Here is a 13,658-nt window from a genome sequence, read left to right on the forward strand (position 1 = left end):
CGTGTCAGTGGAACTTTGGCAGCAGTGCGTAGAGCTTTTGCGCGAAGAGCTGCCTGCCCAGCAATTCAACACCTGGATCCGTCCACTACAGGTCGAAGCCGAAGGCGACGAGTTGCGTGTCTACGCGCCTAATCGTTTTGTTCTCGACTGGGTCAACGAAAAATACCTGGGCCGCGTGCTCGAGCTGCTCGACGAACACGGCAACGGTATCGCGCCCGTGCTCTCCTTATTAATAGGCAGCAAACGCAGCTCTGTACCTCGTGCTGCGCCGAATGCTCCGCTCGCGGCGAGTGCCTCGCATGCCCAGGCCGCCGCGGCCCCTGTTAATAACTCGGCAGCACCGGTTGTTGCTCAGGCGTCTTCAAAACCCGCGTCGCAAAAAAATGCGCCTATAAATGAAGAGCCGTCCCGCGACAGCTTCGACCCGATGGCTGGCGCCGCGTCCCAGCAAGCGCCGGTACGTGCCGAACAGCGCACCGTGCAGGTCGAAGGTGCGCTCAAGCACACCAGCTACCTCAACCGTACCTTCACCTTCGAGAACTTCGTTGAAGGCAAGTCCAACCAGCTGGCCCGCGCGGCCGCCTGGCAGGTTGCGGATAACCCCAAGCACGGCTATAACCCGCTCTTTCTGTATGGTGGAGTTGGCTTGGGTAAGACCCACTTGATGCATGCAGTGGGCAACCATCTGTTAAAGAAGAACCCGAATGCCAAAGTTGTATACCTGCACTCGGAGCGCTTTGTGGCTGATATGGTCAAAGCCCTGCAGCTCAACGCAATCAACGAGTTCAAGCGCTTCTATCGCTCCGTGGATGCCTTGCTGATCGATGACATTCAATTCTTTGCGCGCAAGGAACGTTCACAGGAGGAGTTTTTCCACACCTTCAACGCCCTGCTCGAAGGCGACCAGCAGGTCATCCTGACCAGCGACCGTTATCCGAAGGAAATCGAAGGTCTGGAAGAACGCTTGAAGTCGCGCTTTGGCTGGGGCCTGACCGTTGCAGTTGAGCCTCCGGAGCTGGAAACCCGTGTGGCGATCCTGATGAAAAAGGCCGATCAGGCCAAAGTTGATCTGCCCCACGATGCGGCGTTCTTCATCGCCCAGCGTATCCGCTCCAACGTGCGTGAACTCGAAGGCGCGCTCAAGCGGGTCATCGCGCACTCGCACTTCATGGGCCGCGATATCACCATCGAGCTGATCCGCGAATCCCTGAAAGACCTGTTGGCACTGCAGGACAAACTGGTGAGTGTGGATAACATCCAGCGCACCGTGGCCGAATACTACAAGATCAAGATTTCCGATCTGCTGTCCAAGCGCCGTTCGCGCTCTGTGGCGCGCCCGCGTCAGGTGGCCATGGCCCTCTCCAAGGAGTTGACCAACCATAGTCTGCCGGAAATCGGTGATGTGTTTGGCGGCCGCGACCACACGACCGTCCTGCACGCCTGCCGAAAGATTAATGAACTTAAGGAATCCGACGCGGATATTCGCGAGGACTACAAGAACCTGCTGCGTACGCTCACGACGTGATGTCACCAGCGCAGCTTATTAAGGCAAGGGACTAGACCATGCATTTCACCATTCAACGCGAAGCCCTGTTGAAACCCCTGCAACTGGTCGCAGGCGTCGTCGAGCGCCGACAGACCTTGCCGGTGCTCTCCAACGTATTGCTGGTGGTCGAAGGCCAGCAATTGTCCCTGACCGGTACCGACCTGGAAGTCGAACTGGTTGGGCGCGTGCAGCTCGAAGAGCCTGCCGAACCTGGCGAGATCACCGTGCCGGCACGCAAGCTGATGGACATCTGCAAAAGCCTGCCGAACGATGCGCTGATCGATATCAAGGTCGATGAGCAGAAGCTGGTGGTCAAGGTCGGCCGCAGCCGCTTCACACTGTCGACGTTGCCAGCCAATGACTTCCCGACCGTGGAAGAAGGCCCGGGCTCGCTGACCTGCAGCCTGGAGCAGAGCAAGCTGCGTCGTTTGATCGAACGCACCAGCTTCGCCATGGCTCAGCAGGACGTGCGTTACTACCTCAACGGCATGCTGCTGGAAGTATCGGAAGGTATCATCCGCGCCGTGGCCACCGACGGACACCGCCTGGCAATGTGCTCGATGCGTGCCGATATCGGTCAGCCGGATCGCCACCAGGTGATCGTGCCGCGTAAAGGTATCCTGGAGTTGGCGCGCCTGCTGACTGAGCCGGACGGTATCGTCAGCATCGTTCTCGGTCAGCACCATATCCGTGCCACCACGGGTGAATTCACCTTTACCTCCAAGCTGGTCGACGGCAAGTTCCCGGACTACGAACGTGTATTGCCTAAGGGTGGTGACAAGCTGGTACTCGGTGACCGTCAGGCCCTGCGTGAAGCCTTCAGCCGCACGGCGATTCTGTCGAACGAGAAGTACCGCGGCATCCGCCTGCAGTTGGCCAACGGTCAATTGAAGATCCAGGCGAATAACCCGGAGCAGGAAGAAGCGGAAGAGGAAGTGGGCGTTGACTACAACGGTGGCTCGCTCGAGATCGGTTTCAACGTGAGCTACCTGCTGGACGTGTTGGGTGTAATGACTACTGAACAGGTTCGCCTGATCCTGTCAGACTCCAACAGCAGCGCCCTGGTACAAGAATCCGATAACGACGACTCGGCTTACGTTGTTATGCCGATGCGTCTGTAATCATGCTCAGCGCAAGCTAGATGTCCCTCAGTCGCGTCTCGGTCACCGCGGTGCGCAATCTGCACCCGGTGACCTTCTCTCCCTCCCCTCGCATCAATATCCTTCATGGCGCCAACGGCAGTGGCAAAACCAGCGTGCTGGAAGCCATCCACTTGCTGGGGCTTGCCCGTTCCTTTCGCAGTGCTCGCCTGCTGCCGGTTATCCAATACGAGCAATTGGCGTGCACCGTATTTGGCCAGGTTGAATTAGCGGAAGGTGGACACAGCGCCTTGGGGATCTCCCGTGATCGGGGCGGTGACTTCCAGATTCGCATCGACGGGCAGAATGCACGCAGTGCCGCGCAACTTGCGGAAATTCTGCCATTGCAATTGATCAATCCTGACAGCTTCCGCTTATTGGAGGGCGCGCCGAAAATCCGCCGACAGTTCCTCGATTGGGGAGTGTTCCACGTGGAACCACGTTTTATGGCCACGTGGCAGCGCCTGCAGAAGGCCCTGCGGCAGCGGAACTCATGGCTGCGGCATGGTACACTTGACGCCGCTTCGCAAGCGGCCTGGGACCGGGAACTGTGCCTGGCCAGCGACGAAATTGATGAGTACCGCCGCGCCTACATCAAAGCCTTGAAACCAGTCTTTGAACAGACCTTGAGTGAGTTGCTGGACCTCGAGGGGCTGACGCTGAGCTACTACCGTGGTTGGGACAAAGAGCGCGAGCTGAGTGCAGTGCTCACAACGTCCCTGCAACGTGATCAGCAAATTGGCCATACCCAGGCCGGCCCGCAACGCGCTGATTTGCGCCTTAGATTAGGTGCACACAATGCCGCAGACATACTGTCGCGGGGTCAGCAGAAATTGGTGGTGTGCGCACTGCGTATCGCTCAGGGGCACCTGGTCAGCCAGGCCCGACGCGGGCAGTGTATTTATCTGGTGGATGACTTGCCGTCCGAACTCGACGAGCAACATCGCCGCGCGTTATGCCGCTTGTTGGAAGACTTACGCTGCCAGGTGTTTATCACCTGTGTAGACCACGAATTATTGAGGGAAGGCTGGCAGACGGAAACGCCAGTCGCTTTGTTCCACGTGGAACAAGGCCGTATCACCCAGACCCACGACCATCGGGAGTGAAGGCATGAGCGAAGAAAGAACGTACGACTCGACCAGCATCAAAGTGCTGAAAGGTTTGGATGCCGTACGCAAACGTCCCGGTATGTACATTGGCGACACCGATGATGGCAGCGGTTTGCACCACATGGTGTTCGAGGTGGTCGACAACTCCATCGACGAGGCTCTGGCCGGTCACTGCGACGATATCAGCATCATCATCCACCCGGATGAATCCATCACGGTGCGCGACAACGGTCGCGGTATTCCGGTAGATGTGCATAAAGAAGAAGGCGTATCGGCAGCCGAGGTCATCATGACTGTGCTCCACGCCGGCGGTAAGTTCGACGACAACTCGTATAAGGTTTCCGGCGGTTTGCACGGTGTAGGCGTTTCGGTAGTGAACGCGCTGTCCGAAGAGTTGATCCTCACGGTTCGCCGCAGTGGCAAAATCTGGGAGCAGACCTACGTCCATGGTGTTCCACAGGAACCGATGAAAATCGTTGGCGACAGTGAGACCACGGGTACGCAGATCCACTTCAAGCCGTCTGATGAAACCTTTAAAAACATCCATTTCAGCTGGGACATCCTGGTCAAGCGGATTCGCGAGCTGTCGTTCTTGAACTCCGGTGTAGGTATCGTCCTCAAGGATGAGCGCAGCGGCAAGGAAGAGCTGTTCAAGTACGAAGGCGGCCTGCGTGCATTCGTTGAATACCTGAACACCAACAAGACTGCGGTCAACCAGGTATTCCACTTCAACATCCAGCGCGAAGACGGCATCGGCGTGGAAATCGCCCTGCAGTGGAACGACAGTTTCAATGAGAACCTGTTGTGCTTCACCAACAACATTCCACAGCGCGATGGCGGTACTCACCTAGTGGGTTTCCGGTCCGCACTGACGCGTAACCTCAACACCTATATCGAAGCTGAAGGTTTGGCCAAGAAGCATAAAGTCGCCACCACTGGCGACGATGCGCGTGAAGGCCTGACTGCAATCATCTCGGTAAAAGTACCGGACCCCAAGTTCAGTTCCCAGACCAAAGACAAGCTGGTGTCTTCCGAAGTGAAGACCGCCGTGGAACAGGAGATGGGCAAGTACTTCTCCGATTTCCTGCTGGAAAACCCGAACGAGGCCAAGCTGGTTGTCGGCAAGATGATCGACGCTGCGCGTGCCCGTGAAGCGGCGCGTAAAGCCCGTGAGATGACCCGTCGCAAAGGCGCACTGGATATCGCCGGTCTGCCCGGCAAACTGGCGGACTGCCAAGAGAAGGACCCTGCCCTCTCCGAGCTTTATCTGGTGGAAGGTGACTCTGCTGGCGGTTCCGCCAAGCAGGGTCGTAACCGTCGCACCCAGGCCATCCTGCCGTTGAAGGGCAAGATCCTCAACGTCGAGAAGGCGCGCTTCGACAAGATGATTTCCTCCCAGGAAGTCGGCACCCTGATCACGGCGCTGGGTTGCGGTATTGGCCGCGACGAATACAACATCGACAAGCTGCGCTACCACAACATCATCATCATGACCGATGCCGACGTCGACGGTTCGCACATCCGTACCTTGCTGCTGACCTTCTTCTTCCGTCAGTTGCCGGAGCTGATCGAGCGTGGCTACATCTACATCGCCCAGCCGCCGTTGTACAAGGTCAAGAAGGGCAAGCAAGAGCAATACATCAAAGACGACGACGCCATGGAAGAGTACATGACGCAGTCGGCCCTGGAAGATGCGAGCCTGCACTTGAACGACGAAGCGCCGGGCATCTCCGGTGAGTCGCTGGAGCGCCTGGTAAACGACTTCCGCATGGTGATGAAGACGCTCAAGCGCTTGTCGCGCCTGTACCCTCAGGAGCTGACCGAGCACTTCATCTACCTGCCATCGGTCAGCCTCGAACAGCTGGGCGATCACGCACACATGCAAGCCTGGTTGGCGCAGTACGAAGTTCGCCTGCGCACCGTCGAAAAATCTGGCCTTGTGTACAAGGCCAGCTTGCGTGAGGACCGTGAACGTAACGTCTGGCTGCCTGAGGTCGAACTGATCTCCCACGGCTTGTCGAACTACGTCACGTTCAACCGCGATTTCTTCGGCAGCAACGACTACAAAACTGTGGTTACCCTGGGCGCGCAACTGAGCACCTTGCTGGACGACGGCGCTTATATTCAGCGTGGCGAACGCAAAAAAGCGGTCAAGGAGTTCAAGGAAGCTCTGGATTGGTTGATGACCGAGAGCACCAAGCGCCATACCATCCAGCGCTACAAAGGTCTGGGCGAGATGAACCCGGATCAATTGTGGGAAACCACCATGGACCCGGCTCAACGTCGCATGCTGCGCGTAACCATCGAGGATGCCATTGGCGCGGATCAGATCTTCAACACCCTGATGGGTGATGCGGTTGAGCCTCGTCGTGACTTCATCGAGAGCAATGCTCTGGCGGTTTCCAACCTGGATTTCTGATCAGGCAAACCCGTACAAAAAAGGCCAACGCTCAGCGTTGGCCTTTTTTATTTATCCCGTCTTACCAAATGCTCCACGTGGAACATCTCCATTTCTCTTTACACTTCTGACACCACGCCAACACTCTCCAACCGATACCCATACCCATAGATAGTCAACAGCTGCCATCCGCGATCAGCCGTCAGCCCCAACTTGTTTCTCAGGCGATAGATGTGTGTGTCCAATGGCCGTGACGACACCATCTCTTCATGAGTCCAGAATCGCTCATACAGATATTCGCGGGATAACGGTCGGGCCAGATTAGCGAACAGACAGCTGGCCAGCCGGTACTCGCGCTCTGTCAGGTTGATAGGCTTACCCGCGCGGGTCACGGTGAGTTCGGCGTCGTCGAAGGTCAGGTCGTTAAAGCTTTGCACTTCAGGCGTTGCTGATTTTTGCAGGCCATGGCGGCGCAGCACGGCGGTGACTCGTGCTTTAAGCTCATTGGGGCGAAAGGGCTTGCTCAGGTAGTCATCGGCACCGCTGTTAAGTGCGGCGACGATATCGCTCTCGGCATCGCGGCTGGTAAGCATGATTACCGCAGGCGGTGATTCCATGTGTTCACGAGTCCAGCGCAGCAGTGCGATACCGGTAATATCGGGCAATTGCCAGTCGAGTATCAACAGATCGAAGTTTTCCCGACGCAGTTGGCGCAGCAGGTCTTCTCCCCGCTCGAAGCAATGCACAGACCACGGCTGGTCCGCTGTACGGGGGATTTGTCGCAGTGTCTGTTCCACCCGGCGCAGCTCAGCGGGTTCGTCATCCAATATCGCGACACGCATGGTGTGGGTCCCTTCACGAGAAATACGGCAACTGACGGCCCATCCAAACAGGGGCACATACTGCGCAGATGCCGGTCGTTGAATCTGAATAATTGTGGTCAGATTCAACGGCCCTTCGCTTCTGGCGATACGCTGCTTCAAGGACTACATCCTCGAGCGTATGTAGGAAAGATACCGACTACCGCTGGCAAGTAAAAGGCTAGGCCGACACATTATCGGGAGGGTTCGATAAGCCCGTCTCGAATAGCTATCCAGTAAACTCGAAATAAGTTTCACTGGGTTCAAATCACGCGCATTTGTTGGCTTGCGACGAGCATGGCCTGGAAGGAGAAATCGAGGTCTATGACATCCTTTATCACACGCCTGGCACCTATGTGCCGGCTTGCGGTGGCCAACCGATGAAGCTATGGGGCCAGCCGGAAAAGCGCCAACCCACCCACGCCCAACGTTTGTTCAACGGCCTGGTTCGCGAGTGGTTGTGGATAGGGTTGCTGTTATTGCCTGTCACCGCCTATCTTTCCCTTAACCCATTCCTTGCCCTCGACAATCCATTGTATGACGGCCTTCGCAGGCTCACCGCGCTGTCCTCTGCCGACATCAAGACCCAGGCTGACGTACTCGGTGGTTTGATGCGTGGGCGCGATATTGCGCAGGTACCCGGTTGGCTGGCGGCGCTGATGTCGACCATGCTCGTTGCCTTGCTGCTCGGTCTGTTGCTTTATCGGCCGCGCTACGCATCGTGGATGACGCTGGGTTGCATGGCTGCTGCAGTGTTCGGCTCACTGGCGCTGTTGCGCGGCAGCCATTGGTGGTCGCCTGCCGCCTGCCTGATTGGATTGCTGCTCAGCTACCTGATCTGGAATTGGCGCCGCTTGAGTGCGGTGCTCGCCTATTTCGGCTGGGAGCTGGCGCGCCTGGATGACGAGCCCAAAGTGCTGCCGGAACGCCGCCGTGCGCCTGCCAATAAAGGGGATGTGTTGCAGGGACGGATCTTTGCGCTCGAGCAGGCCGTCAGCCGTACGCGTGACACGCGCCGCTTCATGGCCGATGACCTGGAGTGTCTTCCAGTCGCGACGCTGATTACTGATCCGCGCGGCAACATCCTGCTGGCCAACCGTATTGCCCGCGAGGTATTCGGCAATGAGCTGGTCAGTCACAACTTGCTGGAGCAACTGGCAGACTTGGGTTACCCGCCCCTGCACAATGGCGTGCGCCCTGCCCTCTCAGCGCTGGAGCTCGTTGAGTTTCGCGATATCCACCAACGCAGCTTGCGCATGGAGATTGCGCCTTTGCTACCTGCAGAAGGTGATGTCGCCCTGGGCTGGTTGCTGAGCCTGACCGACCTGAGCAAAGAGCGCGATGCCCAGCAGCACCGGGAAACCATGCTGCGTTTCCTCTCCCATGACCTGCGTGCGCCCCATTCAGCGATTCTTGCGCTGCTGGATATACACAGCGGCGATTCCCCGGTATTCGCCCAGATCGAGCAACAGGTGCGACGGGCCCTGAACCTCACTGAGTCATTTGTTCAGTTAGCCAAAGCCGAGGCCGATGGTTATCACTTCCAGCCGACCCTGTTCGCGATGCTGGTGATGGATGCGTTCGATCAAGTGGCGGTGATCGCTCAACTCAAGGGCATCCATCTGCTCCATGACCTGGACGAGGCTGACGACGGCATGGTGTCGGCCGATCAATCGCTGCTTACCCGGGCGTTGTTCAACGTGCTGGAGAACGCGATCAAATATTCTCCTTCCGGCACCACCGTAAGATTGCGCCACAGCAGCACTCGGGGCTGGCTGGAATGTCATATCAGCGATCAGGGTGCAGGTATCGCGGCTGAAGATCTGCCTGAGCTGTTCAGCCAGTACCGGCGCTTCGAGTCCGCTCAGGGCAGTGAGGGCCTCGGTTTGGGACTGACCATGGTCAGGGCGGTCGTTGAACGGCATAAAGGGCATATCAGTTGCGAAAGTACCGTTGGCAAAGGCACTACCTTCAGTCTGCGACTTCCCCTGCTGGATGACTGCTGAGGCAGCTTTTGCCCTGTGCATAAAAAACCGGTCACAAGGACCGGTTTTTTAATACCGAAAAAACTTATGCACGTTTTTTGCTTTTTTATTGGCTAATGAAATATGCATATAAATCAGATATTTATAAGCATAAAAAGCCGATTAGCCAACAAACCGTACACAGGTTATCCACAGAACCTCATATCACCGGCGTATCCACCACCATGGGCTCGGGTGGCAACGAACCCATTGCCCTCTGTTGTGCCTGGTTCCACGCCTGCGCACGCTCATTCAGCGCCGCAATGGCACGCGGGCCCTCGCCTTCGGCATACATCGGTTCACCGATCACTACAGTGATGATGCCTGGGCGTTTGGCCCAGCCGGTCTTCGGCCAGAACTTGCCGGCGTTATGCGCAATCGGCAACACCGGCAGGTTGGCATTGACCGCCAGCGCGGTACCACCCCGTGAAAATTTGCCCACGGTGCCATAGGGCACGCGAGTGCCTTCGGGGAAGATCAGCACCCACACACCGTCCTTGAGCAGCTCATCACCTTTTTTGGCCACATGCTTGAGCGCAGCCTTGGGATTGTCGCGGTCGATGGCGATCGGACGCAGCATGGCCATCGCCCACCCAAAGAACGGTACGTAGAGCAACTCACGCTTGAGCACCTGACTTAACGGCGAGAAGTACGCCGACAGGAAGAAAGTCTCCCAGGTGCTCTGGTGGTTCGACAGAATCACGCAAGGCTGATCCGGCACATTCTCTGCGCCCTTGACCTCGAAACGGATGTTCAGGAACACCTTGGACAGCCACAACGCGCAGCGGCACCAATACACGTTGATGAAGCGGTAGCGCGCCTTGAATGGCAGGAAAGGCGCGATGAAAAAGCTCAGGGTGCACCAGAGAAATGAACTGGTGCCCAACAGCAGGTAAAAGAAAAAGGTTCTGATGGCCTGCAAAATCGACATGGCGGCATTTACCGTTGCGGGACACGGCCCGCCTGTTTAAAGCGCACTCCCGAACAGTCCTTGGCCAGGAAGTCGAGGGCTGCTGCTAGTTGTTGATAAGTTCTGCGGCAACCGCCGCCAGATCGTCAAAAATCAAGGTGCCTACCGGCAGGTTTTTCGCCTGGGTCTTTTCGCCTTTCCCGGTCTTCACCAAAACTGGCTGAGAGTCGACGGCCTTGGCCGCCTCCAAGTCACCGAGGCTGTCCCCGACGAACCATATCCCAGCCAACGGTACCTTGTAATGTTCTGCAATGATTTTCAACATGCCAGGCTTGGGTTTGCGGCAATCGCAGCCCTCGTCCGGCCCGTGGGGGCAGTACACCACCAACCCCACCTCACCGCCCTGCTCGGCCACCAACGTGCGCAAGCGCGCGTGCATGGCGTCCAGGGTAGCAATGTCGTAATAGCCGCGGGCGATGCCGGACTGGTTGGTGGCGATTGCCACCGTCCAGCCGGCCTTGCTCAACTGCGCGATGGCCTCGATCGAGCCGGGCAGTGGTATCCATTCCGCCACCGACTTGATGTAAGCGTCGGAGTCGTAATTGATCACCCCGTCCCGATCGAGAATCAGCAGTTTCAACATGATCAGCCCAGTACGGAAATGTCAGCGATGTTGATAAACAGGCCACGCAGACGCGCTAGCATGGCGTAGCGGTTTTTCCGCACGCCGGCATCTTCGGCATTGATCATCACCGCTTCGAAGAACGCATCCACCGGCTCACGCAGGGTAGCCAGACGCGCAAGCGCTTCGGCGTAGTTGCGTTCGGCGATCAGCGGCTTCACCGCGTTTTCTGCCTTGGCGATGGCCGAGTTCAGCGAGAACTCCTTGGCATCGGCAAAAAGGCCCGGGTCGACTTCGGCGGTGCCGAGGTTGTCGGCCTTGCCCAGTAGATTGGACACACGCTTGTTCACGGCGGCCAGGGCATTGGCTTCGGGCAACTTGCGGAAGGCCTGTACGGCTTGTACACGCTGATCGAAGTCCAGTGCCGAACCTGGTTGAAGGGCACGCACCGACAGGTACACGGAAACGTCCACGCCTTCGTCTTCGTAACGCGCACGCAGGCGGTCGAACACGAACTCCAGCACTTGCTCGGCCAGACCAGCCTGCTTGACCTTGGCCCCGAACTGGCCGACCGCAAACACCACGGCCTGAGTCAGGTCGAGGTCCAGCTTCTTGTCGATCAGGATACGCAGCACGCCCAGGGCGGCACGGCGCAGGGCGTACGGGTCTTTGCTGCCGGTGGGTAGCATGCCGATGCCGAAGATACCGACGAGCGTGTCCAGCTTGTCGGCGATGGCCACGGCTGCACCGGTGAGAGTAGTCGGCAGCTCGGCGCCCGCACCGCGCGGCATGTACTGCTCGTTCAGCGCCAGCGCCACATCGTCAGGCTCGCCGTCATTGAGGGCGTAGTAGTAGCCCGCCACGCCTTGCATCTCAGGGAACTCGCCGACCATCTCGGTGGCCAGGTCGCACTTGGACAGCAGGCCGGCACGTGCCGCCCAGGCCGCATCGCCGCCAATGCGCTGGGCTATGTAGGCCGCCAGCTTGGAAACGCGCACGGCCTTGTCGTAGACGCTGCCGAGTTTTTCCTGGAACACCACGTTTTGCAGGCGCAGGTTGAAGTCTTCAAGCTTCTGCTTCTTGTCTTGCTTGAAGAAGAACTCGGCGTCGGTCAGGCGCGGGCGGACGACTTTCTCGTTGCCGGCGATAATCTGCTGCGGGTCGGTGCTTTCGATGTTGGCCACGGTGATAAAGCGCGGCAGCAATTTGCCGTCCGCATCCAGCAGGCAGAAGTACTTCTGGTTGTCCTGCATGGTGGTGATCAGCGCTTCCTGTGGCACATCGAGGAAACGTTCCTCGAACGAGCACACCAGCGGCACCGGCCATTCCACCAGCGCGGTCACTTCGTCGAGCAGGCCTGGCGGCACGATGGCGGTGCCTTCCTGCAGGCGGGCCAGCTCTTCGGTGCGCTTGCTGATCAGCTCGCGACGCTCATTGGCATCGGCCAGCACGTAGGCGGCGCGCAGGTCGGCGGCGTAGTTGGTCGGCGCGGTGATGCGCACGCTTTGCGGATGATGGAAACGGTGACCACGGGAGTCGCGACCGGCCTTCTGGGCGAGGATAGTGCAGTCGATGACCTGGTCACCGAGCAGCATCACCAGCCACTGGGTTGGGCGCACGAACTCTTCCTTGCGCGCCCCCCAGCGCATGCGCTTGGGAATCGGCAGGTCATTCAGGGAATCTTCAACGATGGTCGGCAACAGGCTGGCGGTCGGCTTGCCGGTGATCACCTGGCTGAACCGCAGTTTCGGGCCGCTCTGGTCGATCTCGCTCAGCTCGACGCCACACTTCTTGGCAAACCCAAGGGCAGCTTGGGTCGGATTGCCTTCAGCATCGAAAGCCGCCTGACGCGGCGGGCCGTCAAGGTTGATGCTACGGTCCGGCTGCTGGGTTTCCAGCGCGGTCAGCAACACGGCCAGACGGCGCGGCGCGGCGTAGACCTTCTTCGCTTCAAACTTCAGGCCGGCGCTTTGCAGGCCTTTCTCGATACCGGCCAGGAACGCATCGGCCAGGGTATTGAGCGCCTTGGGTGGCAGCTCTTCGGTGCCCAGTTCAACCAAAAAATCTTGAGCACTCATTGTGCAGCCTCCAGCTTAGCCAACACTTCATCACGCAGGTCCGGGGTTGCCATCGGGAAGCCCAGCTTGGCGCGAGCCAGCAGGTAGGCTTGGGCGACGGAACGCGCCAGGGTGCGCACACGCAGGATGTATTGCTGGCGCGCGGTCACCGAGATGGCACGGCGGGCGTCCAGCAGGTTGAAGGTATGGGAGGCCTTCAACACCATTTCATAGCTTGGCAACGGCAGCGGCTGGTCGAGTTCGATCAGGCGCTTGGCTTCGCTTTCATAGAAATCGAACAGCTCGAACAGCTTGTCGACGTTGGCGTGTTCGAAGTTGTAGGTGGATTGCTCCACTTCGTTCTGGTGGAACACGTCGCCGTAGGTGACTTTGCCGAACGGGCCGTCAGCCCAGACCAGGTCGTAGACCGAATCCACACCTTGCAGGTACATGGCCAGGCGCTCAAGGCCGTAGGTGATTTCGCCGGTGACCGGGTAGCATTCGATGCCGCCGGCTTGCTGGAAGTAGGTGAACTGCGTCACTTCCATGCCGTTGAGCCAGACTTCCCAGCCCAGGCCCCAGGCGCCCAGGGTTGGCGACTCCCAGTTGTCTTCGACGAAACGGATGTCGTGCACCAGTGGGTCCAGGCCCACATGCTTGAGCGAGCCAAGGTACAGTTCCTGAAAGTTGTCCGGGTTCGGCTTCAATACCACCTGGAACTGGTAGTAGTGCTGCAGGCGGTTCGGGTTTTCGCCGTAGCGGCCGTCAGTCGGGCGACGACTGGGCTGCACATAAGCGGCGTTCCAGGTTTCCGGACCGATGGCCCGCAGGAATGTAGCGGTGTGGAAAGTGCCGGCGCCTACTTCCATATCGTAGGGCTGAAGTACCACACAACCTTGCTCGGCCCAGTATTGCTGGAGGGCGAGGATCAAGTCTTGGAAGGTACGCACGGCTGGCGTAGGCTGGCTCACGAAATTCACCTGTTACTTGGGC

Annotated in this window: 10 protein-coding genes; 5 read left to right on the plus strand and 5 right to left on the minus strand. The window is 58.4% G+C overall.

The window, feature by feature from the left end:
- The first annotated feature begins 1 nt into the window (after nt 1).
- From dnaA to gyrB, 4 genes are read left to right on the plus strand one after another with little or no spacing between them, the layout of a single operon-like run.
- Nucleotides 2-1,525, plus strand: a complete 1,524-nt coding sequence (dnaA, locus tag VRB54_RS00005; RefSeq protein ID WP_338479052.1) for a chromosomal replication initiator protein DnaA — start codon at nt 2-4, stop codon at nt 1,523-1,525.
- A 38-nt stretch (nt 1,526-1,563) separates the two neighbouring features.
- On the plus strand, nt 1,564-2,667 hold the full coding sequence (gene dnaN, locus VRB54_RS00010) for a DNA polymerase III subunit beta (protein ID WP_338479053.1): 1,104 nt from the start codon (nt 1,564-1,566) through the stop codon (nt 2,665-2,667).
- Between the two features lie 20 nt (nt 2,668-2,687).
- Entirely contained in the window at nt 2,688-3,791 is a 1,104-nt protein-coding gene (gene recF / locus VRB54_RS00015; RefSeq protein WP_338479054.1) for a DNA replication/repair protein RecF, read from the plus strand.
- A 4-nt stretch (nt 3,792-3,795) separates the two neighbouring features.
- Nucleotides 3,796-6,213: a DNA topoisomerase (ATP-hydrolyzing) subunit B gene (gyrB, locus tag VRB54_RS00020; protein ID WP_338479055.1), complete on the plus strand. Its 2,418-nt coding sequence runs from the start codon at nt 3,796-3,798 to the stop codon at nt 6,211-6,213.
- A gap of 98 nt (nt 6,214-6,311) precedes the next feature.
- Here the strand turns inward: gyrB and VRB54_RS00025 are convergent, their stop codons facing one another.
- Complete coding sequence (locus VRB54_RS00025) at nt 6,312-7,034, minus strand: response regulator transcription factor (protein ID WP_338481155.1); 723 nt, start codon at nt 7,032-7,034, stop codon at nt 6,312-6,314.
- Between the two features lie 398 nt (nt 7,035-7,432).
- Between VRB54_RS00025 and VRB54_RS00030 the strand changes: the two genes are divergently transcribed.
- Nucleotides 7,433-9,058 carry a HAMP domain-containing sensor histidine kinase gene (locus VRB54_RS00030; RefSeq protein ID WP_338481156.1) on the plus strand — a complete coding sequence of 542 codons (1,626 nt, stop codon included), beginning with the start codon at nt 7,433-7,435 and terminating at the stop codon, nt 9,056-9,058.
- 178 nt (nt 9,059-9,236) lie between these two features.
- Here VRB54_RS00030 and VRB54_RS00035 read toward each other — a convergent pair whose 3' ends face one another.
- The 4 genes from VRB54_RS00035 to glyQ all read right to left on the minus strand — a co-directional run bounded on the left by VRB54_RS00035 (nt 9,237) and on the right by glyQ (nt 13,636).
- Nucleotides 9,237-10,007, minus strand: a complete 771-nt coding sequence (locus VRB54_RS00035; protein WP_338479056.1) for a lysophospholipid acyltransferase family protein — start codon at nt 10,005-10,007, stop codon at nt 9,237-9,239.
- 85 nt (nt 10,008-10,092) lie between these two features.
- Nucleotides 10,093-10,632 (minus strand): D-glycero-beta-D-manno-heptose 1,7-bisphosphate 7-phosphatase, encoded by a 540-nt coding sequence (gene gmhB / locus VRB54_RS00040; protein WP_173670281.1) that lies wholly within the window; start codon nt 10,630-10,632, stop codon nt 10,093-10,095.
- Nucleotides 10,632-12,686 carry a glycine--tRNA ligase subunit beta gene (gene glyS, locus VRB54_RS00045; RefSeq protein WP_338479057.1) on the minus strand — a complete coding sequence of 685 codons (2,055 nt, stop codon included), beginning with the start codon at nt 12,684-12,686 and terminating at the stop codon, nt 10,632-10,634. Before glyS ends, gmhB begins: the two co-directional genes overlap by 1 nt.
- Nucleotides 12,683-13,636 carry a glycine--tRNA ligase subunit alpha gene (gene glyQ / locus VRB54_RS00050; RefSeq protein ID WP_003187265.1) on the minus strand — a complete coding sequence of 318 codons (954 nt, stop codon included), beginning with the start codon at nt 13,634-13,636 and terminating at the stop codon, nt 12,683-12,685. Before glyQ ends, glyS begins: the two co-directional genes overlap by 4 nt.
- Between the last annotated feature and the right edge of the window lie 22 nt (nt 13,637-13,658).

The sequence above is a fragment of the Pseudomonas trivialis genome (genome assembly GCF_036864995.1).
Classification (GTDB): domain Bacteria; phylum Pseudomonadota; class Gammaproteobacteria; order Pseudomonadales; family Pseudomonadaceae; genus Aquipseudomonas; species Aquipseudomonas trivialis.

Bases quoted from the DNA above. Each gene is read 5' to 3' on its own strand.
- VRB54_RS00030 (WP_338481156.1), top strand. From the start codon at position 7,433: ATGAAGCTATGGGGCCAGCCGGAAAAGCGCCAACCCACCCACGCCCAA.
- glyS (WP_338479057.1), bottom strand. From the start codon at position 12,686: ATGAGTGCTCAAGATTTTTTGGTTGAACTGGGCACCGAAGAGCTGCCA.
- VRB54_RS00025 (WP_338481155.1), bottom strand. From the start codon at position 7,034: ATGCGTGTCGCGATATTGGATGACGAACCCGCTGAGCTGCGCCGGGTG.
- dnaN (WP_338479053.1), top strand. From the start codon at position 1,564: ATGCATTTCACCATTCAACGCGAAGCCCTGTTGAAACCCCTGCAACTG.
- recF (WP_338479054.1), top strand. From the start codon at position 2,688: ATGTCCCTCAGTCGCGTCTCGGTCACCGCGGTGCGCAATCTGCACCCG.
- gyrB (WP_338479055.1), top strand. From the start codon at position 3,796: ATGAGCGAAGAAAGAACGTACGACTCGACCAGCATCAAAGTGCTGAAA.
- VRB54_RS00035 (WP_338479056.1), bottom strand. From the start codon at position 10,007: ATGTCGATTTTGCAGGCCATCAGAACCTTTTTCTTTTACCTGCTGTTG.